Annotated in this window: 21 protein-coding genes and 1 pseudogene; 13 read left to right on the top strand and 9 right to left on the bottom strand. The window is 55.1% G+C overall.

Going from position 1 to position 23,847, the window contains the following annotated elements; translation table 11 throughout:
* The first annotated feature begins 134 nt into the window (after positions 1 to 134).
* The 4 genes from WH5701_RS16810 to WH5701_RS08160 all read left to right on the top strand — a co-directional run bounded on the left by WH5701_RS16810 (position 135) and on the right by WH5701_RS08160 (position 4,861).
* Positions 135 to 998 (top strand): methyltransferase, TIGR04325 family, encoded by an 864-nt coding sequence (locus tag WH5701_RS16810; RefSeq protein WP_156776604.1) that lies wholly within the window; start codon positions 135 to 137, stop codon positions 996 to 998.
* A gap of 170 nt (positions 999 to 1,168) precedes the next feature.
* Complete coding sequence (locus WH5701_RS15745) at positions 1,169 to 2,296, top strand: glycosyltransferase (protein WP_006171723.1); 1,128 nt, start codon at positions 1,169 to 1,171, stop codon at positions 2,294 to 2,296.
* A gap of 813 nt (positions 2,297 to 3,109) precedes the next feature.
* Positions 3,110 to 3,787 (top strand): glycosyltransferase, encoded by a 678-nt coding sequence (locus tag WH5701_RS18030; RefSeq protein WP_232201808.1) that lies wholly within the window; start codon positions 3,110 to 3,112, stop codon positions 3,785 to 3,787.
* A gap of 135 nt (positions 3,788 to 3,922) precedes the next feature.
* Positions 3,923 to 4,861, top strand: a complete 939-nt coding sequence (locus WH5701_RS08160) for an IS481 family transposase (RefSeq protein WP_006171719.1) — start codon at positions 3,923 to 3,925, stop codon at positions 4,859 to 4,861.
* Between the two features lie 74 nt (positions 4,862 to 4,935).
* Here the strand turns inward: WH5701_RS08160 and WH5701_RS08155 are convergent, their stop codons facing one another.
* Positions 4,936 to 5,277, bottom strand: coding sequence for a hypothetical protein (locus WH5701_RS08155; protein ID WP_006171718.1), 342 nt, complete (start codon positions 5,275 to 5,277; stop codon positions 4,936 to 4,938).
* Positions 5,278 to 5,393: 116 nt separating this feature from the next.
* On the opposite strand from WH5701_RS08155, the gene WH5701_RS17650 reads away from it, so the two are divergent.
* From WH5701_RS17650 to WH5701_RS08140, 4 genes are all read left to right on the top strand, one after another.
* Positions 5,394 to 5,531 (top strand): hypothetical protein, encoded by a 138-nt coding sequence (locus tag WH5701_RS17650; RefSeq protein WP_006171717.1) that lies wholly within the window; start codon positions 5,394 to 5,396, stop codon positions 5,529 to 5,531.
* 314 nt (positions 5,532 to 5,845) lie between these two features.
* Positions 5,846 to 6,481, top strand: coding sequence for a Uma2 family endonuclease (locus tag WH5701_RS08150; protein WP_037979813.1), 636 nt, complete (start codon positions 5,846 to 5,848; stop codon positions 6,479 to 6,481).
* A gap of 165 nt (positions 6,482 to 6,646) precedes the next feature.
* Positions 6,647 to 6,775, top strand: coding sequence for a hypothetical protein (locus WH5701_RS18610; RefSeq protein WP_255346384.1), 129 nt, complete (start codon positions 6,647 to 6,649; stop codon positions 6,773 to 6,775).
* Positions 6,776 to 6,857: 82 nt separating this feature from the next.
* Positions 6,858 to 7,214: a type II toxin-antitoxin system VapC family toxin gene (locus WH5701_RS08140; RefSeq protein ID WP_006171713.1), complete on the top strand. Its 357-nt coding sequence runs from the start codon at positions 6,858 to 6,860 to the stop codon at positions 7,212 to 7,214.
* Between the two features lie 46 nt (positions 7,215 to 7,260).
* Here WH5701_RS08140 and WH5701_RS08135 read toward each other — a convergent pair whose 3' ends face one another.
* From WH5701_RS08135 to WH5701_RS08125, 4 genes are all read right to left on the bottom strand, one after another.
* Entirely contained in the window at positions 7,261 to 7,809 is a 549-nt protein-coding gene (locus tag WH5701_RS08135) for a nucleotidyl transferase AbiEii/AbiGii toxin family protein (RefSeq protein WP_198005155.1), read from the bottom strand.
* Positions 7,752 to 8,120 carry a nucleotidyl transferase AbiEii/AbiGii toxin family protein gene (locus tag WH5701_RS18605; protein WP_006171711.1) on the bottom strand — a complete coding sequence of 123 codons (369 nt, stop codon included), beginning with the start codon at positions 8,118 to 8,120 and terminating at the stop codon, positions 7,752 to 7,754. The genes WH5701_RS08135 and WH5701_RS18605 overlap by 58 nt, the downstream gene beginning before the upstream one ends.
* Entirely contained in the window at positions 8,117 to 8,800 is a 684-nt protein-coding gene (locus WH5701_RS08130; RefSeq protein WP_006171710.1) for a hypothetical protein, read from the bottom strand. Before WH5701_RS08130 ends, WH5701_RS18605 begins: the two co-directional genes overlap by 4 nt.
* A gap of 180 nt (positions 8,801 to 8,980) precedes the next feature.
* Positions 8,981 to 9,796: an N-acetylmuramoyl-L-alanine amidase gene (locus WH5701_RS08125; protein ID WP_006171708.1), complete on the bottom strand. Its 816-nt coding sequence runs from the start codon at positions 9,794 to 9,796 to the stop codon at positions 8,981 to 8,983.
* A 551-nt stretch (positions 9,797 to 10,347) separates the two neighbouring features.
* Between WH5701_RS08125 and WH5701_RS08115 the strand changes: the two genes are divergently transcribed.
* Together WH5701_RS08115 and WH5701_RS17645 are read left to right on the top strand one after the other, a co-directional pair.
* Entirely contained in the window at positions 10,348 to 10,602 is a 255-nt protein-coding gene (locus tag WH5701_RS08115; protein ID WP_006171706.1) for a hypothetical protein, read from the top strand.
* Between the two features lie 314 nt (positions 10,603 to 10,916).
* Positions 10,917 to 11,354: a hypothetical protein gene (locus tag WH5701_RS17645; RefSeq protein WP_156776602.1), complete on the top strand. Its 438-nt coding sequence runs from the start codon at positions 10,917 to 10,919 to the stop codon at positions 11,352 to 11,354.
* 71 nt (positions 11,355 to 11,425) lie between these two features.
* On the opposite strand, the gene WH5701_RS17180 is transcribed toward WH5701_RS17645, so the two are convergent.
* Entirely contained in the window at positions 11,426 to 12,598 is a 1,173-nt protein-coding gene (locus tag WH5701_RS17180; protein ID WP_083781849.1) for a glycosyltransferase family 10 domain-containing protein, read from the bottom strand.
* Positions 12,599 to 13,359: 761 nt separating this feature from the next.
* Positions 13,360 to 14,975, bottom strand: a pseudogene (locus tag WH5701_RS08110) (IS3 family transposase).
* Between the two features lie 282 nt (positions 14,976 to 15,257).
* Here WH5701_RS08110 and WH5701_RS08100 point away from each other — a divergent pair.
* Positions 15,258 to 16,265, top strand: a complete 1,008-nt coding sequence (locus tag WH5701_RS08100) for a glycosyltransferase (RefSeq protein ID WP_232201807.1) — start codon at positions 15,258 to 15,260, stop codon at positions 16,263 to 16,265.
* Positions 16,266 to 17,091: 826 nt separating this feature from the next.
* The gene (locus WH5701_RS17640; protein WP_156776601.1) at positions 17,092 to 19,338 is read left to right on the top strand and encodes a polysaccharide biosynthesis tyrosine autokinase; all 2,247 of its coding nucleotides are present in this window, start codon (positions 17,092 to 17,094) and stop codon (positions 19,336 to 19,338) included.
* Positions 19,339 to 19,976: 638 nt separating this feature from the next.
* Here WH5701_RS17640 and WH5701_RS16790 read toward each other — a convergent pair.
* Complete coding sequence (locus WH5701_RS16790; protein ID WP_071934234.1) at positions 19,977 to 21,077, bottom strand: glycosyltransferase; 1,101 nt, start codon at positions 21,075 to 21,077, stop codon at positions 19,977 to 19,979.
* Positions 21,078 to 21,648: 571 nt separating this feature from the next.
* Here WH5701_RS16790 and WH5701_RS08090 point away from each other — a divergent pair.
* Positions 21,649 to 22,584: a glycosyltransferase family 2 protein gene (locus tag WH5701_RS08090; RefSeq protein WP_037980765.1), complete on the top strand. Its 936-nt coding sequence runs from the start codon at positions 21,649 to 21,651 to the stop codon at positions 22,582 to 22,584.
* A gap of 427 nt (positions 22,585 to 23,011) precedes the next feature.
* Here the strand turns inward: WH5701_RS08090 and WH5701_RS08085 are convergent.
* Positions 23,012 to 23,847 (bottom strand): glycosyltransferase family 4 protein (locus tag WH5701_RS08085; protein ID WP_006171695.1); only part of this gene is annotated, 836 nt, incomplete at its 5' end.

Raw genomic sequence — 23,847 nt, 5'->3', positions numbered from 1 at the left:
TAGTTCCACACAATCATTGTTGGTATTTGCCAGGGGCGGTGAAGAATCCGCAGCAGCTTGCGTCCCCTGTGTTGGTGTAAATCCATGAGGCAGGGGTTGCTTAAACTTTGATAGACCTCAACAACACTATACGCATGCCAAAAACCAAGGCGTTGTTAAAATCGCTAATCCCTCCAGCCCTTTGGAAGATTGGACATCAAATCAAACGAAGTAGATCCCTCCACAACGCGAATAACAATGACACTAGAACCGTAGCCTTTGAGGGCCCATTCTCATCATGGAAAGAGGCCGCAGCATGCGCAGGAGATGGTTGGGATTCCCAAGAAATAACCCAGAAGACATTAGGTTCTGCCCTCCAAGTACGGGATGGCCGTGGGGCATTTGAACAGGACGGTTTGCTCAGAGAAAAGATAATTTATTCTGAAACGATCTTAGCATTCCTCATATTAACTCTATCTCATCAAAAGGCAACGCTTGATATTATTGACTTTGGTGGTGGTTTTGGGGTCACATACTTTCAAAACCGGAAGCTACTCCGAGAACTAGGCAACATACCCATCCGATGGAACATTGTTGAGCGGCCAATCTTTCAGAGACTTGGCGAAACACACTTTCAAACGTCCGAAGTGCTGTTTTTCTCTAGCATTGAGGACGCCTTGAAAAACATCACGAAGACTGTACCCATAGCTGCACTTTTCAGTGGATCGCTCCAGTACATCGACGATCCATTTGCCCTGCTTAGACGGCTCTTTGTATCACAGCCTTTGATCATAGCTTTTGATCGGATTCTAACCAAGCCCATTGGACAACACGATGCCTTTGTTCAGCATCCAGATCCAGAAGTCTACTACAGAGCATGCTATCCAGTATGGCGCTTTTCCAAGGAAGAACTTGGCAGGTATATGGTTGAAAACGGGTTTGAATTAATTGAAGACTTTGCTTCCAGTCCTGAGAAAGAATTTGATCATTGTGGACTGATCTACATCAAACGCCGATGACTCTGTATTATTTATAGACTTATCATGAAATTCTTCGTTCAAGTCTACGATGCTCACACTATACTCAGGTGTAAAATAATAGGGCTCCTGCAGGAACGTGACTTGCAGTGATGTTAATCTGGGATTTAATTGTCGGATGATTTGCAAATGAGCGAGGGAGGATTCCTGCCGTGGCCACCCAACATCCAAATCCTAACAGAATCGCCATATTTATACCTCTTCGAAATGCTGTCTCTGAGACTTTTATTCGAAATCATGTAGACTATCTTCCTTACACTACAATTCCAAGGCATGGGACAGAGCTGGGGATTACTGATGAGAAAGGAACGCCGATTTGGCGCGGGGCTAATTTGGTGGGCCGGATAATAGCCAGACTTTCGCCTTCGCTCAGAGACCAACTAAGAGACTTCCTTTTGTCGCGTCATTTGCGTAGCCTGGGAGTCACAGCTGTCCTTGCAGAGTATGGCGTAACCGGCTGTTGGCTGATCTCAGCATGTAAGCGAGCTCAGATACCGTTGGTGGTTCATTTTCATGGCTTTGATGCTTACGTAAGAGACGTCATAACCCAGTATCATCAATCGTATCAAGATCTCTTTCGATCCGCCGCTGCCATAATTGTTGTCTCCCATGCCATGAGAGAGAAGCTGATTTCACTTGGCGCAACAGAGGAAAAGCTGTTCTTAAATCCCTATGGTGTCAATGAGTTGTTATTTGAAAGTGCGAGACCAGCCAATCAGCCTGCACGCTTCTTGGCTGTTGGCCGATTTGTTGAAAAGAAAGCTCCATATCTTACCATACTGGCATTTCACTATGTTCTCCAGAATGTTCCAGAGGCATCTCTGATTTTAATTGGAGAGGGTCCCCTTTTAGGTCCATGTAAAAGGTTGGCTCAGTCCCTGGGTCTCTCAGGATCTGTGAAGTTTCCAGGCTCTCGTCCTCCTGAATATGTGGCCGCCCAAATAAAGAAATCGAGGGCATTTGTTCAGCATTCATTGGAAGCAGACAACGGAGATTGTGAGGGCATTCCAGTTGCCGTAATAGAAGCCCAAATGAGTGGGATTCCTGTAATAGCTACCAAGCATGCAGGTATACCTGATGTTGTTGTTGATGGCTCAACGGGATTTCTAGTTGAAGAGTCAGACGTAAAAGGAATGGCTGATGCTATGATACGAATTGCGAAGAATCCTGATCTGGCAGGTAAAATGGGCATAGCTGCACGCCAGCGAGCGCTATCCAATTACTCCCTAGATCGGCATATCAATGAGTTAGCAAAAATTATTGAGCGAGTCAGAGTTTAAGGAATCTGGATGGTCTTTGTGGCCTTTGAATCATGCCCTAAGCTGAGCACCAGCAATAAAAACTAGACGATGTGCTCTTTCTTATTGCCTCTGACGTCTCTCCTTGGTGATTAGTTTTTAATCCACTAAACCAGACAATACCTTATCAGGATGACCGTTAGTATGAGCAGTGTTCTTCATGTTTCTGCATCGGACATACAAGGAGGGGCAGCCCGAGCCGGTTATCGAGTACATCGATCTCTTGTAGATAACTTTGAGCTGCTTGGAGTTCAGTCAAAGCTCCGAGTCATCCAGAAGCTCACAGACGACCCCACAGTCATTGGTGGTCCTCCTGTAGGCCAGAACTTTCTTTGGAGTCGATTGAGCCTACGCTTGGCGCACAGAGTGTGCCGTGGTTTTGGAACCGCTAATACCTCCCTGCATTCCATCGCGTGGCCAGATACGGGCCTCAGTCGCGAACTTCTGCAAGCTCGCCGGCAAGGCATAGACCTTATCCAGCTTCACTGGCTGGGAAACTCCACCCTTTCGATCGAAGAGATTGGCCGTTTGCCGCAGCCCGTTGTTTGGCGGCTCCCAGATCAGTGGGCTTTTTGCGGTGCCGAGCACTATACAAGTCCACCTGCCCCAGGGGAGTCAGAAAGTAGTGATGAGCGCTACATCCTTGGCTATCCATCATGTTCTCGGCCTGCTCACGAAAGCGGCCCTGACCTCAACCGCTTAACTTGGCGACGCAAGCAACGTGCCTGGCGCCAGCCGATGCAGATTGTCTGTACGACAGCCTGGCTAGCTGATTGTGCTCAAAGGAGTGCATTGATGAGGGATTGGCCCATCACGGTGATTCCAAATCCGCTGGATCTTCGAGCATTCGCTCCCATTGATCAAGGCCAGGCAAGAGCTCTTTTGCAGCTTCCGCCTGATCGCCCTTTAGTTCTCTTTGGTGCTATAAATGGCACAGCGGACTTCCGAAAAGGTTCAGACTTGTTGTTCGAAGCCATGGAGCGGCTGCACCAACAAGTTATTGGTACGACCTTAGAAGATATTGAGCTCATTGTATTTGGGCAGGCTGAACCAGTACAGGCGCTTGAGCTTGGTTTCCCTGTCCACTACATGGGACATCTCAACGACGACATCAGCCTTCGGCTGCTCTACGCCGCTGCCGATGTGATGGTGGTGCCTTCCCGCCAGGAAGCCTTCGGCCAAACCGCCTCAGAAGCTCATGCCTGCGGCACGCCCGTGGTTGCTTTCCGCACCGGTGGACTGGTCGATATCGTGAAAGATCGCATCACGGGTGCGCTGGCTGAGCCGTTTGATCAGGCTTCCCTGGCCGATGCCATCCACTGGGTACTGGAGAATCCCCAGCGGCGGCGCCTTCTTGGCGATTCTGCACGACAACGTGCCGAGCAGTTGTGGCATCCGGCCCGCATCGCCGGGATGTATGCCGAGGTGTACCGTCAGGCATTAGACCCCCACAGGCAAACATCGTTACGCTGAATTCTGCAGCTGGCTTGGGGCGTTGTCCTTCATCAGCAGCCTAGATGTGTAGTCCCACCAGGTTGTTCAGCTGACGATTGGGTGTGAGGTCGCCAGGGTCGGGGTGTCACCGCCCGTCCCAAGACCTCACACACCATGCATAGCCACCCCAATGCCCGACTGACGCCGATCAGTCGGGAACGCCTGATCCGCCGCCACCTCAATGAGGGCGAGCCGCTCAAGGCCCTTGCGGCGCAAGCCGGGATCAGCCTGCGCAGTGCTTACAAGTGGCTGGCGCGTTTCCGTGATGGCGGCGTAACGGCACTGGCGGATCGACGGAGTGTTCGCCGCACCCAGCGGCGGACGCTCGATCCGCAGCAACTGCAGCAGGCTGTGGATCTACGGCATCAGCGCTGCACGCTCCGCCGCATCGCCAAGGCTCTCAAGGCGCCCCTCTCGTCCGTTGGTCGGGCGATGAACGCTCTGGGGCTTGGCCGGCTCAGGAATCTGGAGCCCAAGAAGCCAGTGCAGCGCTACCAGTGGGAGCGCCCGGGCGACATGATCCATGTCGACACGAAACAGCTGGCCCGTTTCGAGCGGGTCGGCCATCGGATCACCGGCGACCGCCGTCAAGGCTGCTCACCGGGTGCCGGCTACGAGAAGGTGCACGTCGCCATCGATGACGCCACCCGCCTGGCCTACGTCGAGGTGCTCGCCGACGAGCAGAGAGCGACGACCGTTGGGTTCCTGGCCCGGGCAGTCGGCTGGTTCTCTGAGCAGGGGATCACCTGTCGACGGATCCTCTCGGACAACGGCCCCGCCTATCGCTCCGGTGACTGGCGAAAGGCCTGTCAGGCATTGGATCTGAAACCCATCCGCACCAAGCCCTATACGCCACAAACCAACGGCAAGGCCGAGCGTTTCATCAAAACTCTCCTGGCGGAATGGGCCTACGTCATGGCGTACCAGACCTCCGAGGAGCGGAACCGCTGGCTACCTCGGTATCTGGGGATCTATAATGGCCACAGGTGCCACATGGCTCTCGGTGGCCTCACCCCTCAGCAATCCCTGCAGCGACTGCTGATCGCTGAATGACCTGGTGAGAAATCACACCTAGAACCAGATACTTGGGTTTTTTATGCCTTGGTACCCAAGCCTGTTTGAAAGTATCAGTCCGATTTTGTTCTGGGCTGCCACAGCGCCATCGCCAGCAGTGTCGTGATGTCGTGCATCACTGCCTGTATACCGGCTCGGATCAACTGAAATCTAGTCAGCCTCAGCAGGTTCTGTGTTCCTGTCTTCTGTGTTGTCATTGCGCAAGCACCATTATCCTGATAACCGTGGGCGCTCTCATGCAGCTGGGTGTTGCGAAAAAAGTGCCAGTTCTCTATGCTCCAGCGGTCTCGCACCAGTTGTAGCAAGGTCTTTGGGGTGCTGCTCAAGCTGGTGAGGAATAGGTGCGTGGCTTTGAACGGCTTACAGCCGCGGGTGCCGATCGCTATCTCCTCCACGATCCAGCTCGTGCCGCTCCACGTCTCGCGGAATTGCTCTGGTGCCTGTTTGGCGGGGAGCGTCCAGGTGATGGCACGCCCGTGGCTGATCTCATGATCAGTTGTAAATAGGGGAAGTGGCGTTTCCGCTGGAATTGGCTGCGGATCTGACGGTGCAGTGTCTTTTGGTTGCCTTTCAACATCTGGATGAAGTCCAAGGCTTGGCCGAGTTCCGCCGCCGGCGCCTGGAGCGGCTGGAGGAACTGTTTGTCTAGTTGCTCAGGCTCTGCCAGAAATCCAGCCTGGCACAGATGGGGCATGTGGCGCTGGAAGGCACCACGGTGGAAGCCAAAGACAGCATCCTCAAGGCCATGAGCCTCGGGCGCATGGAGAATAGCGAGCAGCAGCTCAGGCAGGACCGGACTCAGATTGGCGACGCTGGGAGAACAACAGGTCCGAGCCACTTCAGTTCTTACACGGCAGAGGTGTATGGGGATTATTCGTGCAACACCACCCTGGCAATGCCCGGCTCAGTCTCTTCTACGGCCATTGCGGCTAACGTGATTTCAGCCGCCAGGCTTCAACCATCATGTCCCTCGCTACCAACCAAACCGAGGCTGTTGCAGCGTTTGATTCACGTGCACGGCTGTGGCTGCCAGCCGATCTGCGTCTCACCCCAGAGCAGTTTGAGCGGGTGTGTGCAGAGAACCCTGAGGCGGTGCTGGAACTCGCCGCTGATGGGCAGCTGATTGCCATGACTCCGACAGGTGGTGAAACAGGCTCGCGTAATGGTGAATTGATTTTGCAGCTCAAGCTTTTTACTAGGAGCAACCGTGGATGGAAGGTGTTCGACAGCTCCACAGGGTTCCGCCTGCCCGATGGCTCTGTCCTCAGCCCCGACGCCTCGCTGGTGAGTCAGCAGCGCTGGGAGACGCTCAGCACGCAGGAGCGGCGGAGCTTCGTGCCCCTCTGCCCGGACCTGGTGGTGGAACTGGCCAGCCCCAGCGACGAAGGCCCTCGTGGCCTTACCGCCCTGCGCCGCAAGATGGCCGTGTACCAGGCCAACGGCGCCCGCCTCGGCTGGCTGCTGCTGCCCGACGAGTGCGCTGTGGAGGTGTGGCCCGCCAGTGGCGAGCCCCAGCGCCTGGAGCAGCTGGAGTGGCTGGAGGCTGGATCCGAGTTTCCGGGGTTGCGCTTGGAGCTGGCTGAGATCTGGGCGGGGTGAATGCACCACTCGGGCCACTTCTCAAACCAGCGGCTGCTGGTGGGTGATTTCTCGACGTGCTCATCCCGATCGGAGCGCGATGTGGGGTGCCGATGGTCACGAGAGTGCGACAGGCCCGGCGGCAGTGATCTGTCTTACGCTGGTAAGACGTGCTGGAGTTGAACCATGGACGCCATTCTCACCCTCTCCTCGAAGGGGCAGCTGGTGATTCCGGCCCGGCTCTCAGCCTGGAGCCGGATGGTCTGCGCCTCACACCCCAGGGGGCAGGTCAACCCGGCTCTGCCCTCTCCCTGATCGGCTGTTCGGGCTACCACGGACCCACCGTTTCCCTGGAGCAGATGGATCCAGCCTTGTTCGCCAAGCGCCCAGTGCACCCATGAGTCTGCCGCTGGCTCTCGACACCAACGTGCTGGTGCGGTTGCTCACCAACGATGATCCAGAGCAGGCCGAGCGAGCAGCGCATCTTATCGATCGTAGCTCCGCCTGCTTTGTGCCGATCACGGTGACGCTTGAGCTGGAATGGGTGCTGCGCGGTGCGTATCGCTTGTCGCCCGAGGCGGTCATCAGTGCCTTTGAAGGTCTGATGGCCATCCCGCAGGTGCATCTTGAGCATGATGATCAGGTGCTGTATGCCCTGGAGTGGCATCGCCAGGGGCTCGACTTTGCCGACTCCCTGCATCTGGCCCGCTGTGCTGCCGGCCTCGGCATCACACCTTTCGTTGAGGAGCCTTGAGCTGGCCGAGATCTGGGCGGGGTGAAGACGCCCCTCGGGCAACCCCTCACACCAACTGAATGCGTTGCACCAGATCAAGGAAGTAGGCCTGGGTCCAGATCTCCAGCGGCTGCGGGTCGGCGATGAAGCGTTGGATGTCCACGCTGGCGTTCGCCACATCCAGGCGAGTGATGCGGTCGGCCAGCAGGCTTTGGAGGGTTGCTGCCGTGAAGGGCTGATCCACAGTCCAGTGGCCGCTCTGGCGAGCGCGGTCTGCCAGATGATCAAGATGCAAGGGCGTGCCACGACGTACGTACCACTCCAGATCAAACCAATCGCGTCCTTTCACCCGTTGCTGCCACTGGCGAAACAGCACCGCATGCATCTTGCCGGCAAACAGACCCGGCAGGCTGAAGCACTTCACGTAACACGAATAGGGCTGCAGCAGAAGCTGCTCCTCAGTGTTGAACCCGAGCGGCGGGTCGGTGTCGACCTCAAGCTTGATCTTCATCGATCTGGCCCCACCGATCGCCAGCTCCACCATGGTGGTGGTGGGTTTCAGGAAGGCCGAAACAATGGGGGTGTCGACTGTTTTCTTCTTCTCGCGGATCTCCACATCAATCCCCAGCCCAGCCCGGCAAATTCCTCCCCCAGCCCCTGCAGATAGGGCTGCAACGAGAACTCTGGATCCGGCCGCAGCAGCGAGAAATCCAGATCCTCCGAAAGCCGCGGTAGCTGGTTAAAGATGCGCAGGCAGGTGCCGCCAAAGAACGCTGACTTTCCGAAGAAACCACGCCGAACCAGCCCCGCCAGTGCAATCTCCTGCATCACCTCCCGCAGCGCCTGGCTGCGTTCCGCAGCGCTGCCCTGCGGCACACGCAGCAGCATCTGTTCCACAACTCTGTTCACCGGTCCGTCGCTCGTCACACCAGCTCCTGGTGAAGGGTCTCGATCACCGTCAGCAACGTGCCCAGCTGGCGTTGCTTGAAGCCGCTGGCCTGGCACCGACGGATCTCGCTGAGGCTGAGCTGGCTGAGTGAATCGGGATCGAGCCTCAGGTCCTCCAGCAACCACTGACGCATGGTCACCCGTGACAGCAGCGGCAGCTGCCGGCTGAGCACCAGCCGATCACACAGGGCCTTGGTGGGACTGGCGATCAGAAAGCGGAGGCCATCGGGGCCCTCACCCAGCTGCTGGCTGATCGCGTAATAGGGGAGCGGCAGGTGGTGATAGGAAAAACGCCCGAGGCTGTTGGTGAGCCGGCGGCTCGGCTTCGGCGTTACGGAGGTCACCTCCGCCACCCCTTCCGGGATCAAACCGTGAAAGGCCAGGGCAAAGTCGAGCGACACGTAGGAGGGCCCATAGAGATGGTTGGCCAGCAGCGGCAGGCAAGTCGGGCTGGTCCGGAGGGAAGGCCCCGCCAGGTAGAGCCCGCGCCGCAATGGCTGCAGGGCTCCCTCCCGCAGCCATTCGCTCACCTTGTCGTTCGGGCGCCGGTAGCCGCTGAGCACCTCATCCAGCACCTCGCGCGCCAGGGGCAGCGACCCGAAGCGCCCCAGGGGATGCTCCAGCCTCTTGGCTCTGGACTTGTCTGATTTATGAGGCATGATCGGATATTATCCGATCATGCTGCTTTTTCTGGCATCCCTGATGGGTGCCGATGCCCCTGGTTTGCGCCGATCAGCAGGGCCAGCTGAACCCCGTCAGCCGCCGCGGCGGTCCCCCAGAGCAAAGGGTGAGAAGAAGGCGGTGATGCCGAATTCCTCGGCGAATTCCAGCACCCGGCATCAGGCCCGGTTCTCGATCACCAGGCCCCGCAGGATCACCGGCGACTGGCCGCCCAGCAGGGCCATCTCGAACATCGGCTGACCGCTGGTGTCCTGCAACCCATCGTCGCGGTAGGTGGGGGCCACATCGCTGCTGCCGATCAGAAGGCGCCGTTGGCGTGGATCCCATTCGTAGGGAATCTCATAGAGGCCGAGCAGGTCGGCTGCCAGGGCCCAGGAGGTGCCGTTGCGATCGATCTCCACCGCCAGCTGCTCGCCACGGGCCTGCATCGTGGCGGAGCGGCTGAAGACGATGGCGGGGCTGCTGGTTTCTGGGCCGGCACCCTTGGCTCGTGCCATCAGCTGCTCACGGATGCTGCGACGCAACTCCTCACCGCCATCGTTGGCTCCACCCCGGCGCAGCTGCAGGAAATCCCAGCGTTCGCCCGTGCCGCCCCAGATCACCGGGCCGTAGTTGTCGTGCATCACGCGGCCATCGCGATTCGAGGCCGCTTCGGCATGGGTCATAACCCGCTGAATCGTGATGTCGTTCGCCTGCCAGCCCCAGTCGTGGCTGAGGCTGGCCACTTCACGGCACATCGCACTGATCTGCGCCTCGGTGGGAGGCATCGACCAGGGATCCGGCCAACCGCCCATGCAGGCGCAGCAGATCGCCACCGAATTGCTGTTGCGCCTGTAGGTGTGGCTGTAAAGATCAATCGTGTAAGCATGCAGCCGCTGAACCCGCCCATCGCCCGCCACGATCGTGTGATAGGCCCCTGGCCTAAGCCAGTCGTAGGGGGTTGCGCTCCAGTGCAGATAGATTGTGGGGGCCATCGTTTGGCGGTTGGGGGGATGCCTTGGGGGAAGGTAGCGAGGCTTGGTCATCGGAAGTGTTGCCATCCGATCTTTTCGAACGACCAACGCTCATGTGCCTCAGCTGGAATTCATTTGAAGGAATTGGGCTGTGCCTGTGTCCGATATCCGATACCCCCACCTATTATGCTGCCTCCGGCACAATGACCAGCCTCCTCCACATGGGAAATGTACTGATCACTCCAGGCTGCCTCGCCGGCGACTTGGAAGACTTCCGCGAGCTGCGCCCCTGCTGCTCCTCCAACTGGGCGATACGGATGCCCAGGGCTTCCTGCAGTAGCTGATACCAAGCGGGGATACGATTCTTGCCCTGCAACCGTTCATCCCTAATCGGCTTTTGGAAACTAATCAGATCGAGATGAGTTGCAGTAATGCGGATCTTGGGCACAGAGAAGCAGCAAGCCCGCACAGTGAACCCAAAGTCTGTAGTTCGGACCAGTGCGCTTTTGCCATACTTTGAATCAGTCCAGTTCCTCAAGTATATACTGCCTTCCCTCCTGTAATTATTCCTAATGGGCATTCCGCTTCTTGTATCTATCCCGCCTCAGATTCTCGGTGAACCTTTCAATAGTCAGGCTGAGGATTCTTTTCAGGCAAGGATATTGGCCTCATGGTTTGCGGCTGGGTTCGAGCCTGTCTCGATAAACACGCGCCAAGAGTTCGATGCTAATTCTGGCTTCGAGGAGGCGCTGGAGAATGCTGGCGTCACGGTTCTCTCTGTCGAGCCATCAAAGGAGGGTTCCCTGACCATCTTCCGAATCTCTTGAGCCTACTTTGCGCAGCGTCCCAGCGCTTTCCTGACCAGCCCATTGCTATCACAAATGCGGATATCCATATTTCTCTAACGGAGGCTTCGCAGCGAATCCTTCATGAGCTCGATACAAGCCTCTTTCTTCTCGCGCACCGTTGCGATGTGTCCGCAATGAGTGACCTCGTCGCAATTATAGGCCTATCAGACCCAAGACAAGCGTTAGTACCTTATAACTCTGGGATCGACTTCATCGCTTTCCATTCCTCACTTGTGCCACGTGTGCACCCACTCCTCAGCTCAGAACTAACCATTGGACTACTCTGGTGGGACTTGATCCTTCCTCTTGCGCTACAGGCGATTGGCCTGAAGCGCTTGCATCTTGATTCCAGTCAGTTTCTCCATCTCAATCATACGGAGCGATGGAGCTGGGAGTTCATTGATCGAATTGGGAGAAGCTCCACTCAGTATCTCAGTGATGCCATTCAAGCGAATCCCAGAGTTTCTGAACTGGCGCTCAGTTGGTTTGTCAGCTACCGTCAGATGACAGCTCTTCGCTTTGCACTCGGGCCGAAGGATCTTATTCGACGTCTCCTGTTTCGGCACCACCGCCTTACCGGACCTATTGCTCGTCCAATCCTGTTTGCCGTTGCTGCGATTTCCGAATCTTTTGTGATGAATCCTCTGCTCTTGCGCAAGGTGGGTTGCGGTGCAGGGGGGCCTAAAAGTCCTTCAGCGTATTTCTTGGCGGTGCTGAGCCCGGCTATCTAATTGTCGCCGAACAACCAGCCGGATGGTCAGGCGAATCTTGAAACAGTGGCGATTTTTGAAATGGTTCTCGATCAATGGGATTGACGACGAACATTGTTCAAAGGTTTTTCGTTGATGGAGCTGAGAATCAAGTCCGAAAGAAGTGTTGACATTGATTGGGCATATGCACAAGGGGTATGAGAGACGGCAAGTTGAGAAGAAAGAAACTCCTTTCCAGCTTGCAAGTACTTCTGATAAGTATTGGGAGTAATATTTCGGAGCAAGCTAACAAGTTGTGATGCGGAATTATTTTTAACCATTCGCAAATCTATAAATGGAAGGTTTGCGTGTGCTCCGGTAAATGGAAAGACTCTGCTATCAGTGGCTGGTTTATATATTGGAACTGAGCCAGCCCGAATAACATTAAATAACTTTTCTGTAAGATATCCATCGTCGCCTATTAGATTTTCTGTTGCAAAAAAATACTTAAATCCCTGAATTATAGATATTGAATTGCACGATGTAGGGCCTTTTGAGCATGGATTTGCTTTGGGCTTGAGCACGCGATGGTGTGGGGCGAAGGATGAGCCATCCCACTGGCCTCCGAAGACAAGAAAGTCATCGGGAATTAATTTTGCTAGTCTTTTTGAGAAATGTCTGCGGAGTCTCAAGCCATCCTCTTGCCTCAGCCACCTGAATACACCAGCAGAGTCATAGCGATAAGCAGACCGGTGACTTCGCACTCTTCTTGAGATAGTTGCAGTTAGGCGAGAGGGCTTATTAGTGCTCATCATTCCCACGAGTCTGTGACGATCATGAGTATAGTCTTGCCCTTGAACCGACAGATAACTCAAATTAGAAGGAAGTGTATAGTTGTAGTGCTTAATGCTGGATGGCAGAAGGCTAGAGTAATGTATTACGTGGCTCCAATCGCTGAATTCTGATTTACAGAGTAACTCAGGCATGGAATGAGCAGATTCCATGACGATGAGAATTCTTGGCCCACCCGGATTAAGCAACTTGTCACAAGCTCTTTGGATTTCTATCTTGGAGATAGGCAAGTCGACAGAAATCAAAAAGTCCGCTCTCTTGTGCTCGCCAAACTCTTCAATTGGACATAGAAGGATACCATGGCTGATAAGCGCTTGTCGTAGTAGGGCATGGGGTATGGTGTAGTAACTGTGGATTCTGGTTGAATCAGTATCAAATAATATAGAAGATGGATAGTAAGTTGTACTCCATTGCACAAAAATACCACGCTTCATGTTTCTATCAATTTGTGGATCTGCCTACCCTTCGCGTGATGCAATAGCCGAGGCATGAATGCATTGATCTGATCCAAGTGTAAATCGTAGAATGAATTGAAGAGCACTTATTTCGAAGCTGAATCTGTGCTTCATCATTCCAGCATGAATCCAGGCGAATGTTTTGTCAAGTCTCTCGCCTCAAGCGTGTTTTAATGTTCCACAACTATTCTTGTTTTACAGTCTTGCCGATAATGACATCTAAGTGCTAGGATTGGCTTGGAGGTAGCTTTGATGGGCGATCTTCAATGTGGTTTACTTGCGTGCAAGTTTTAGTCAGGACGACCTTTTAGAGAGTCATCCTTATTTTTCCTTTGTTCGTTGCTGATGGCTGCCTTTAGGTCCATTGACCGATACATCTCATTTAAGACTGTCCGCTGAGATAGCAGCACACAGTACATCACGGAGCGGCGACGCTCGCTCAATACCTATGCACCAGAACTGTTTTACGGCATTGCTGCATGCCCTGGTTGGGGATGTAGGGTTCCAGAATATGCAGTGGGAGTAGAGTCCAAGACAGGAGCCAATGGCGAATGCTCAAGACGCTCTGCAGAAGCGATTTCAGCTCGATTCCCATATGGCTCATCAGATCACCTCAATTTTCTGCTGGATCTGGGAATCCACCGAGACTTGGAATTGTTTTCCAGCTTCTGGCTCTCAAGCCACCCCGTCCTACCCATTGCCGGTGACTTTCAGGGAAGGTGTCACTCCTTGGCTGCCATTCAGGCGGCCTCGACTAATGGTAGCGCGAGGATCGGATCTGGTTCCTCTGATGGCTTGTTGATCCACACTTCTTCGGGTTGACGCCAGCAGCGGGTGCTTCTGCTCCAGCGTGCTGGATTGGTCTGGCGGGCCTTCTCGTAGACCTCGGCTCGCTGCTGGCAAATGGCCTTGGCGGCTCCACTGTGACGCTGATGGGGCGTGACGAATTTGTTGCCGCTGTGGCGGTGCCGGTGGTTGTACCAGTCGACAAACGCCGCCACCCACTCGCAGGCCTCATCTTTGCTGTCAAACGGCCGACTGGGGTAGTCGGGCCGGTACTTGACCGTGCGGAACAGGGATTCCGAGTAGGGGTTGTCGTTGCTGACTCGCGGCCGCGAGAACGATCGCAGCACTCCCAGTTCCTCCAGCCGGCTCTCCAACGTGGCCGCTCTCATGGCATTGCCGTTATCGGCATGGAGGATCAGCGGCTGCTGGGGAGACTGGTTGGCGCCGAACCCCTTAGGCCGGCAGTAGCGCTCCCTGAGGCAGGCCCGCTTCACCAGGTCAGCTGCGATGTCGGCCGACTCCATCTCGGCCACGTCCCAGGCCACCACCTTGCGGCTCCAGACGTCGATCACCAGGTAGAGATACAGCCACACACCCCGCACTGTGGTCGGCAGATAGGTGATGTCCCATGACCAGACCGCATTGGGGCGATCCGCCATCAGACGCGGCACGGAGCGCGGTTCCTGCGGCAGCCGGGCCCGCCCTCGGCGGTGGCATTGCCCCGCCTGGTGCAAGACCCGATAGAAGCTGCTCTCGGAGCCGATGTAGAGCCCCTGATCCGCCAGAGCCGGCACGATCTGCCCAGGCGGCAGCGAGGCGTACTCCGGTTGGTTGCAAGTCAGCAGGATCCGCTGACGTTCCTCCTCATTCAATCGGTGAACGACGAGGCGAGAACTGCCTTTACGGCGGTCCACGCCGTCCCCATCACCACCAAAGGCCTTCCGCCAGTGTTGGAGCGTGCGCAGGCTGATCCCGATCTCACGGCAGGCGCTAACCAGGCCAGCACCAGCGGCATTGGCCTCGCCGATCAGCTCGATCACCTTCCGCCGGTGCGCGGCGCTGGTCAGCCTTCCTCGTCCTCCGAGCAGAAGGCATCCCACTTTTTTCGCAGCACCAGCAATGCCGCCGCCTCCGCCAAGGCCTTCTCCTTGCGCTGCAGCTCCTTCTTGAGGGCCTTGATCTCCCGCTGGTCCTGGGCGCGGAGCCTTTCGAGCTCCTTCTGCTCTTTCAAGGTCAGCACTGGCTTTTGGTTGGCATCCTGGGCTGCCTGTCGCCAACGGCTCACCTGCTCAGGGAAGAGCCCTCGCTCGCGACAGTAGGCGCTGAGCTCGGTGGCATTGAGCCCGGCGGTCTCCAGCACCACCGTGAACTTGTCGGCAGCGCTCCAGCCCTCTGGTTCCTTCTCGGATGCCGGCACCACCTCTCCCTGCAACCGCCAGGCCTTCCTCCATTTGTAGAGGGTGATCACATGGATGCCCAGCTCCTCTGAAATCCGGGCCACGCTTTGCCTGTGCGGCGGGCTCATTCGCCTCCTCACATCAGCCTTGACGGCCTCGCTGTAACGACGCATTGATCATGTCCTCAAGCCCCCGGATGGATGGATCAAAGGGGTGACATCTTTCCTGAACCCGGGGGTGCCTGAGACCCATGCTTTTAAAATGGTTCTCAGAAATTTGACGGTCAGTCAGGCCATCCGCACCGCATGGGCACTGATCAATACAGTGGAGTCCATGGACCAGGTGACTTAGTGATTCTTCGTGTGCTGCACGTGTTGCACGGTTTCCATCCAGCCGGCATCGAGAATCTCTGTCTGCAGTTGATTCGCCATGCTCCTGATGGAGCGGAGAGTCACTTGCTCAATCTGGATGTCACGGTTCAGACCCAGCGAGAGGGTTTCGACGACATAGTCGCGAGCCAAAGGCTTTCGATCACGGAGCTCCCTCCTAGCGATGGTGGCCGTCTGCTCTGGCAGTTGTTACCGGTGCTGCGCCGGATTCAACCGGATGTGGTGCTGATTTACCCCTTCAACCGCCTCACGCTCTGGGTGGCCTTTGCGGCACGGCTGGCTCGAGTTTCAAGGATCTTTACCAGCATGGGGAACTTGGCTCCGGAGGACGGGCCCGGACGCCTTGGTTTCCAGCGCCTGATGTTCTGGAGCGCTCGACTCGGCCTGCGGGTGGTGCCCTGCTCAGAGGCGGCGGTGTGCAGTGTTGAGCCGTTGCCCCCCGGGCTTGTGATGGAAGCCGTAATCCCCAACGGCTGCGATGTGGCGGCGATCAGGAAACGCGCAGCCGCCGCCCGCGCCGCCCGGCCGCCGGGTGATCCTCAGAGAGTATTGATGGTGGCCCGCTTCGACACGATGAAGGATCAGCCCACCTTGCTCTGCGCCTTCGCCGCCAGTGGCCTGGCGCGTTTGGGCTGGCAGCTGTGGCTGGTGGGTGATGGTCCCCAGCGGCCAGCCTGTGAGGCCCTGGCCAGTGAACTTGGGCTTGATCCGGCGGATATCTTCATGGGCGTGAGAAACGATATTCCCGAACTCATGGGACAGGTGGATCTATTCGCTTTGAGTACCAGCTCCACCGAGGGCTTTGGCATCGTGCTGATCGAGGCCATGGCAGCAGGCTTGCCGGTGATCGCAAGCGATGTTCCTGCTTGCCGCGAGGTTTTGCAAAGCGGCCAGGCGGGAGAGCTGGTTCCGGCAGGCAATGTCCCAGCCTGGGTTTCGCTGCTCAAGGATCTGGTGTCCTCAGACTCTGACCGTTCTGCCCTGGCTACTCAGGCTCGATCCCATGTCAGCCGTTATGATATCGGCGCGATTGCTAATTACTGGTATAATCTACTGGCTAAGGACTGTGCATGAAATCGAATGTCTGTCCCTTATTCACCTTGAGCCCCATGCTGTAATCGTGATTCAGTATTACGGGGCACAACCTGCTAATAGCACGATCATTGGGTAGCTATGACGATTAAACTCCTTTTGTGCCTGGAGGGCTTGAGCAATATAAATCTATTCGGAAATACCATATTGTCTGATGTTCGTTGTTCCATAGTTGGCAGTACAAGTCCACGCCCCAGCCTGTCAGGAGGGCGAGCGAACCCCGTCGCCTCACACGCTACATAGCTGCCGTGCATTGCTTCAGCGCAAGCATACTCTTGACTTTCATGCAGAATCCAGGAAGCAGGCCTGTGCGAGGCACGTGATGCCGTCGCTGCCGCTTGATCATTGGGGTTGTAACTTAATGACTTCTTGAAATCTATTACTTTAAGCAGCGTAGCGCCAGGGTTTTCATTGGCGTGATATAAACATCCCTGCCTATGACCGGATACTTATGAATTGGTGACCGTGCTGCAGATTTGAGATTTCAGACTGGCCTGACTGCAATTGACTTTAAGTATTCTCCATGGGGTGCTTCAAGCCGATCGTTTCTATTCTATGAGACGCCACGCTTGCTGGATCGGCCAGACTCCTCTATAATCGATCAAGACTGACATTTGGAAGCATGACGATGGTCACTGATAGGAGCTCCTCTCAGCTTCAACAGCGCTCGTCAGGCTCAGTCCCGATTCTTGAAGGGACCAAGATGGCTCCGGAAGAATCCGGAATAACCTTGAGGTTACTTTTTCGAATTGTCAGGCGTCGACGCAAAGCATTCTTGGTCGGGGTAGTCGCTGTCACAGCTGGGACGGTGGCTTGGCTGATCTACCAGCGAATTTATCATCCAGTTTATCAAGGAAGCTTTAACTTACTTATATCTGATCCAATCAGTAATGAGAAGCAGGTTGGAAATGGTTCGCGCCTAGATGAACCTGGCATTGCATCAGTTGCACGAAATATTGGCGGGAGCAATGATATTCCCACCTTGATTGATGTGCTGGAGAGTGAAGAAATAATGAAAACTGTAATTACAAAACTTGAAGAGAAGTTTCCTGGAACTTCTGAAGTTGAATCATTTGAAGTGGAGGTTTCACAGGGTTCAGGAAATGTTAGCAAAAACAAACGAGCCAAGGCAGGTGGCGTACTGCAGGCTACGGTTAGCGGCCGTTCACCCGAGCTAGTACGCGAAGCTCTGCGGCTAACTCAGCAAGCTTATCTTCAATGGTCGCTTGAACAGCGTCGCCAAAAGTTGATCGAGGGAATCAAATTCCTTGATAAACAGGAACCATTGCTAGAATCAAAAACAGTGAAGTTACAGGATTCTCTCGAAAGGTTTCGCAATGAAAATAATGTATTGCTGCCCGAGCAGGAAGCCTCGGCCAACCGTCAGCAAGTTGATGCATTGAGACTAAAGCTTCTAGAGCAGAAATCAGAGCTTAATAGGCTCCAGGAGGTACGCAAGGATGTTTCCAGTGGAAAATTAACTGCAAGTGGTTTTTCCAGTACTGCTGGCGAACCCAGCAATCAATCATCCGTCGCAAGTATTGGTACTAGCCTCAGTCTGGATGTACCAAATCAGCCTCTTCTCCAAGAGTTTAACAAAATCGAGCAGCAGATCGCTGAAGCAAAAGCCATTTATAAATCTGATTCCCCCTTTCTGCAAAATCTGATTGCGGCAAGGGGACAAATTAAACCTGCCTTGCAGAGAAAGGAAATCGAAGCGGTAGATGCAACTATTAGACAGCTTGAAGGCTCAATCTTCGCAACAGTAAGTCAAATTGCTCGTGTTGATCAACGTTTTAGTGCACAGCCTGCTTTGCTACGCCAATACGAGGATATCAAGAATAAGCAAATGATATCTGAGGAAAATCTTGCTAGTTACTTGCGCACTAGAGATCAATTTCAACTGGAAATTGCGCAAAATACTATTCCTTGGAAAGTAATTCAGCCAGCTGCAGTAATTCCAAGTCCGGTACGGCCCAATGTTCGTAATACTCTAAGTCTCGGTCTTTTGTTTGGGCTGTTTGCTGGCACCGGCTTAGCGCTAATTACTGATAAGCTCGACAATGTCTTCCACACATCAAATGAGGTAGTTGAAGACTTAGATTTACCTCTGCTTGGTCATATGCCGTATATCGAACTTTTCAGTAAGTTTGCTGAGGCTGATCAGTTTATTCTACAAGACCTCAACTCTATGTCAACAGAGGAGTTTGGCTCCCAGTTGTTTCGTTACCAAGAGTCGTTGCGCAATCTTTATACAATTATTAAGTTTCTGAATGCAAATCGACCATTAAAGTCGATTGCAATAACAAGCTCTATTCCTGCTGAAGGAAAGAGCCTTGTAATTGTTCTTCTTGCTAAAACTCTGAGCGAACTCGGGCAACGAGTTTTATTAGTTGATGCTGATCTACGAAAACCACAGCTTCACAAGAGAGTTGGTCTCAATAATTTAGAGGGTCTGTCTAATCTCCTTATTGAAGATTCTCCTAATTGGCAAAACTTTGTCCAGCCAGTACCTGGCTTTTCAGGCTGGGATGTGATTACTGCTGGGCGTAGTGTGCCTGATCCACCTCGTCTACTTAGCTCGCTAAAAATGAGCGAACTTGTCCACACCATTGCTGAATCACAGTTATATGATTTAGTATTGTATGATACTCCTCTTACTCTTGGTTTATCTGACGCCGTATTGTTGGCTGCAAATCTAGATGGTATTATGTTACTTGTCAGCTTAGGGAAGGTTGATCGGCAGTTGCCCAGTGAAACAGCAAAGCGAATTCTTGTATCAGGAGCACCTTTGCTTGGGGTTGTGACTAACGGGAGAATGCAGAGATCCAATCGCGGTTTAGGAAGTGGCTATGGCTATGGCTATGGCAAAATGACTTCCTTTTCCCGTAATACTGAAAGCGTACACGATCCATCAATAGCCCATCAGTATTATACTGCTGATAGTACTGCCAATAACAATAAGACACAACTCAGCAAGTCTAGCGCTGGACTTAGTCTTCGCTCCAAGCTGCGGCGACTGGGCAAGAAAATTGGCACATTCTTCTCAGGTTAAACAATCTGACTTTGTCATTCTTGCGCCAATTTGATAGCTTGGTAAGCGTATGTGATTCTTGTTTTTTGCTGACATCATTGCTGCCTACGTCGCCATCCCACTACTTGAGCAGGATTTCCCTGCACGATGGCATTGGCAAGCACAGTACCGCTTGCAACTGCACCGAGAGCTACAACGGCACCAGTGCACACACGTGTGCCCGGAGCGAGAACAGCGCGGGCAGCGACCCAGGCTTCAGATTCAACAGTAATCGGGCCTAAGCGCAGATCAAATCCAGGTGTGCGGAAATCGTGGTTTCCTGTGCAGAGGTAAGCGCCCTGGGATAAACAGACGTTATCTCCTAATGTCACAGGGGCGAGATTGTCAATCCAGAGTTGTTCCCCCAACCAGCAGTGATCTCCTATTACCAGACGCCAGGGAAAGGTGATGTGTAACTGGGGCTTCAATCGGCCGCCTGCGCCGATGCGCGCTCCGAAAAGGCGCAGGAGCCGCTGCCGCCAGGCCGTTCCTGGCAGATGGCTGGCAAGGAGAGGCAAACCTAACAACCTCCACAGAACCCGGCGTCGTAACGATGCACCGGTGTTCCAGCTGGGAGGGGTGCTGTAAAGATCGAGCCGCTGAATCCTGTTAATCACTGGTTATCCTTCCACAAACCCAGGCCGTTCTGCGTAGCCAAGAGCCCAGTCGTAGAGCTGGCGTGTTTGCTCAGCCACGCGGGGCCAGCTGTACCCCCGAGCTACCAAGGCATGGGCAGCAGAACCCATGGCTGCTGACTCGGTTTCGCTCAATTCAAACAAGCGGTGAAGGCTTTTTGCCAAGATCACGTGATCTTCCGGCTCCGCTGGCAACGCTGCTCCAGAGCTGAATGCCTCTGGGATGTTGCAGGCGGTACTTAGCAGGCTTGGTAATTGATAGGCCATGGCTTCGAGTGCCGCCATCGGCAGGCCCTCGGAAAAGCTTGGCAATACGAAGGCGTTTGCCGCCGTGAAGCAAGCGTGCTTCTGCTCATCGAAGCAAGGGCCATGCAGCGAAACGCGTGTCAGCTCCCCCTTCGCCTTGGCAGCGGCAACCTGTTCAGCCAGGACACCCCTATCGCCATAGCCCACCAAGGCCAGCCACCAGCCATGGCGCTCGGCCTCCTCAGCCACAGCTTGCCAAGCTTTGAGTAGGGGAACGAGCCCCTTTTTTGGGTGGAATCGGCCCAGGTACAGCAACACGCTGCTTCCGGTAGGAATGGTGTTTACCCAAGGCGGTGGCCCTGCTGCTGCCGTCGTGGGCATGGACACACCATTGGGTATCACGGCAATGGGCCGACCCAGATCGAGGGCATCTGTATCGGCTGCTTCCGCTGGGGTCAGCACGTGGATGCAGCGGGCTGAGAGCAGGGCCCGACGCTCAAACAGGCTCCAGGCAAGCCGTTTTTTCCAGCGTGAGTGAACGAGTGCCCATGGATCGAGCATTCCGTGAGGAGCTACCACCAAGGAGTGGCTCAAATCTGCCAGGCGCGAGGCGATGCGTGTGGGGCTACGCCAGAGGCCATGAAGATGAAGCAAGGAGGGGTGAGCGACTTTGACTGCCCCAAGCAGCTTCTGATCACGGTGAAACCCCTTGAAGTGATCGCTTGTCAGCCAGTCCACCTCAAGACCGGCAGCCCGCTGTGCAGCGATCAAATCGGTGACTGCGGTAGCAATGCCACCATCGGAAGCATCAGCGGCGTGGGAAAGGTGGAGAACGGTCATGACGTGCTGGCTCAGACGATCGCGAGGGCCTGTGGAGAAGGGTAGGTCGATGAAGCGGACGTGTAGCAGTTGCCAGCTCCATGCTTGAATTGGAGTCAATCAGTATGGCTATGTCGAGCTCAAACTCAATCTTTACTGGGACTTTGATTCAGCTCTACATGGCGCAAGCTTATGAACCAACGGCACAACGCTATATCTATTATTCACTTCCGTTAACTGGATACTCCACTCCTGACTGAAAATGGCGCAGGAATTACGCGGTTGTCGTCGTCTTCGCCATTCGTTCCCAACACGCGCTGACGACGTTCCCGTCCGTGCTCCTGGTCGTCGTTTGCAATCATCCGCTAGGCAACAGCGACATCCCCTTTCATAATGAAGAGCGGCTGTGATTTTCCTCACGATGCCTTTCGAAGTGTCGGTGCTGTACCGAAATCTTCTGCACTGCGAGCCCAGCTGACATCGCCTGGCCAATATGCCATCGCCATTCAAGCCTTTGAAGCCGAAACCTGCCTTTCTCAGCGGCGTCGACCATGGCACGGACAAATCTGCCATAGCACTAATAGTGAACCACATGGCCTTGCGCACAGCTCTCATCATTGCCACCAAGGGCCGGCCTGAGGTCTTGAGCCGGCTTCTGGCCCACCTCGGCGCACAATCGGTGCCCCCAGCCCGCATTGTCGTTTCCGCCACCGGTCCCGAGGACATCGCACCGGAGGACGCGGCTACCACCCGGACCCTTGCAGGGACGCCGGTGGACATCATCTTCGGCGCGGCCGGCTTGTGCGCGCAACGCAACCGCGCCCTAATGGCGATCCGCGAGGATGTCGACATCGTCGCTTTCCTTGACGATGACTTCATCCCCTCGCACTTCTGGATCGAACGTCTGCAGCAGGTGATGGCGGTCCGGTCAGACATTGTCATCGTAAGCGGGCTCGTCCTGGCTGATGGTGCAGGTTTCGGCGGCATCGAATGGGCCGACGGCCTGGCGATGGTCGAGGCGCACGACCGCGTGGCGACATCTGCCGGCTTCGCCGACAGCAAGGTGCGCTCAGGGATCAGCCCCTATGGATGCAACATGATCTTCCGTTCCGCGGCAATCCAGGACACCCTGTTCGACGAGCACCTTGTGCTCTATGGCTGGCTCGAAGACCTCGACTTCTCCCTTCGAACCGCTGGTGCCGGCTCGATCAGCCGGGTCAGATGGACCAGCATGATCTGGACCGACTACCTTTGGGGCGTCCACCTCGGAACGCGGAAGGCACGAGTCTCTGGCTTGCGGTTCGGCTACTCGCAGGTTGCGAACTCCTGGTACCTGATGCTGAAGGGAGTGCTGCCGCCCTACTACGCCGCGTGCAATATCCTTCGCTGCTGCATCGGCAACGCGGTGGGCTTTCTGCGCGGCAGCGACCCCTGGTGCGACCGGCGCGGCCAGCTCGCCGGCAATTTCCTCGCACTCAAGGATGTCCTGCTCGGCCGCAGCCGGCCGGAGCGGGCTGCAGAGTTATGACGCCAGAGGCCCAATTGCAGCCTCTGTGCCGGTAAGCCGCCTTGTGGGGGTTAGTTGTCCATTGGCGGATGTGAGAATGCTGGCCAGCCCGATTACGTATTCTACGTTAGACGCGCATTGCATTATTGCACTTGATTCGGTAGCAAGCTCTGCAAGCACACTTCCGGCACCTAGGCTAGTCCGCATGTACGGATCGGAATTCCTATGGAAATGTATCGGATCTAGTTCAAATCGAGTCTGTCTCTGCCCCAGTTCATGCTTTCCCTTGACAAGGGCGGAACATGTATTCGCTTTCCGGATCAACAATCGACAATGGGGGTGTGCCCAGGCCCACGCCAAAACGTGCAATTGCTTCGCTGATACCAGCGAATATCAGAAGGATAATGCAGATAGACCGTGAACGCTTTTGTCTTGCAATTGATCCGGTTCATTGAAGCCTATGGGAAAGTAGTTGAGCGATGCATCTTGAGCGCCATGAGAATGCTGGATTTGCTGATGCATAAGCAGCAGCATCTTGCAGTGCCTGAGAAAAACTGGCAAGGCTGAAGCTTTCCAGCCGCCGCCTTGCCGCCACAACCATTGTGAGACGCTCCTGGGCTGATTGGGCTTCAATCCGGTGCATCAACTGGGCCAGCGTCCTGGGATCAAGGGGATCAAAGCAGAAGCCGGTGCTGCCGTGGTCGATCAGATCAACAGTGCAGCCACAGGCTGAACTCACCAGTACCGGCAATCCGGCAGCCATGGCCTCATTCACCACCAGGCCCCACGTGTCGGAGATGCTGGCCAGCACGAAGGCGCTGGCCTTGCCATACACATCGGTGAGGGCGTTGAGTTGCCGAAATGGCTCAAGACTCACCCGTTCCGGTTTCGGAAGTTCAGAGACCCCTGCCCGGATCGCCGCTTCCTCTGGCCCTGAACCCACCAGCCGTAGGTTCCAGCGACCGCCAGCCTGCTGATAGAGGCCGTATGCGCGCAGTAGGCCTAGGTGATTTTTCACGGCTATGAAGCGGCTCACGCAAAGGAACTCCTCTGGATCTGACTTTGAGCTTTCTGCTGCTGCTGCGGCGGCGGCACTGGAAAAGAGCTGATTGTCCACGACATCCCAGGGTTGTGTGATTGCTTCTGGAGACAAGCCCAGCTGCTCGAGGTAGGCACGGCTTTCAGTGCCGGCCACAACAGCGGCGGAATAGCCGCGCAGCAGTTGCTGCTTCATCCATTCCTTCACGGCACAGCGAGGCTCAACACGCTCGCGGCTGTCGCTCA

The organism is Synechococcus sp. WH 5701, assembly GCF_000153045.1.
Classification (GTDB): Bacteria; Cyanobacteriota; Cyanobacteriia; order PCC-6307; family Cyanobiaceae; genus Regnicoccus_A; species Regnicoccus_A antarcticus.
This window is presented reverse-complemented; position numbering and strand designations above follow the sequence as displayed.

Excerpts from the sequence above, each read along its gene's own strand:
- WH5701_RS16790 (WP_071934234.1), bottom strand. The coding sequence starts at position 21,077 with ATGACCGTTCTCCACCTTTCCCACGCCGCTGATGCTTCCGATGGTGGC.
- WH5701_RS08130 (WP_006171710.1), bottom strand. The coding sequence starts at position 8,800 with ATGCCTCATAAATCAGACAAGTCCAGAGCCAAGAGGCTGGAGCATCCC.
- WH5701_RS08160 (WP_006171719.1), top strand. The coding sequence starts at position 3,923 with ATGCATAGCCACCCCAATGCCCGACTGACGCCGATCAGTCGGGAACGC.
- WH5701_RS08140 (WP_006171713.1), top strand. The coding sequence starts at position 6,858 with ATGAGTCTGCCGCTGGCTCTCGACACCAACGTGCTGGTGCGGTTGCTC.
- WH5701_RS18030 (WP_232201808.1), top strand. The coding sequence starts at position 3,110 with ATGAGGGATTGGCCCATCACGGTGATTCCAAATCCGCTGGATCTTCGA.
- WH5701_RS08150 (WP_037979813.1), top strand. The coding sequence starts at position 5,846 with ATGTCCCTCGCTACCAACCAAACCGAGGCTGTTGCAGCGTTTGATTCA.
- WH5701_RS17180 (WP_083781849.1), bottom strand. The coding sequence starts at position 12,598 with ATGAAGCGTGGTATTTTTGTGCAATGGAGTACAACTTACTATCCATCT.
- WH5701_RS08125 (WP_006171708.1), bottom strand. The coding sequence starts at position 9,796 with ATGGCCCCCACAATCTATCTGCACTGGAGCGCAACCCCCTACGACTGG.
- WH5701_RS08115 (WP_006171706.1), top strand. The coding sequence starts at position 10,348 with ATGGGCATTCCGCTTCTTGTATCTATCCCGCCTCAGATTCTCGGTGAA.
- WH5701_RS16810 (WP_156776604.1), top strand. The coding sequence starts at position 135 with ATGCCAAAAACCAAGGCGTTGTTAAAATCGCTAATCCCTCCAGCCCTT.
- WH5701_RS18610 (WP_255346384.1), top strand. The coding sequence starts at position 6,647 with ATGGACGCCATTCTCACCCTCTCCTCGAAGGGGCAGCTGGTGATTCCG.
- WH5701_RS08090 (WP_037980765.1), top strand. The coding sequence starts at position 21,649 with ATGGCCTTGCGCACAGCTCTCATCATTGCCACCAAGGGCCGGCCTGAG.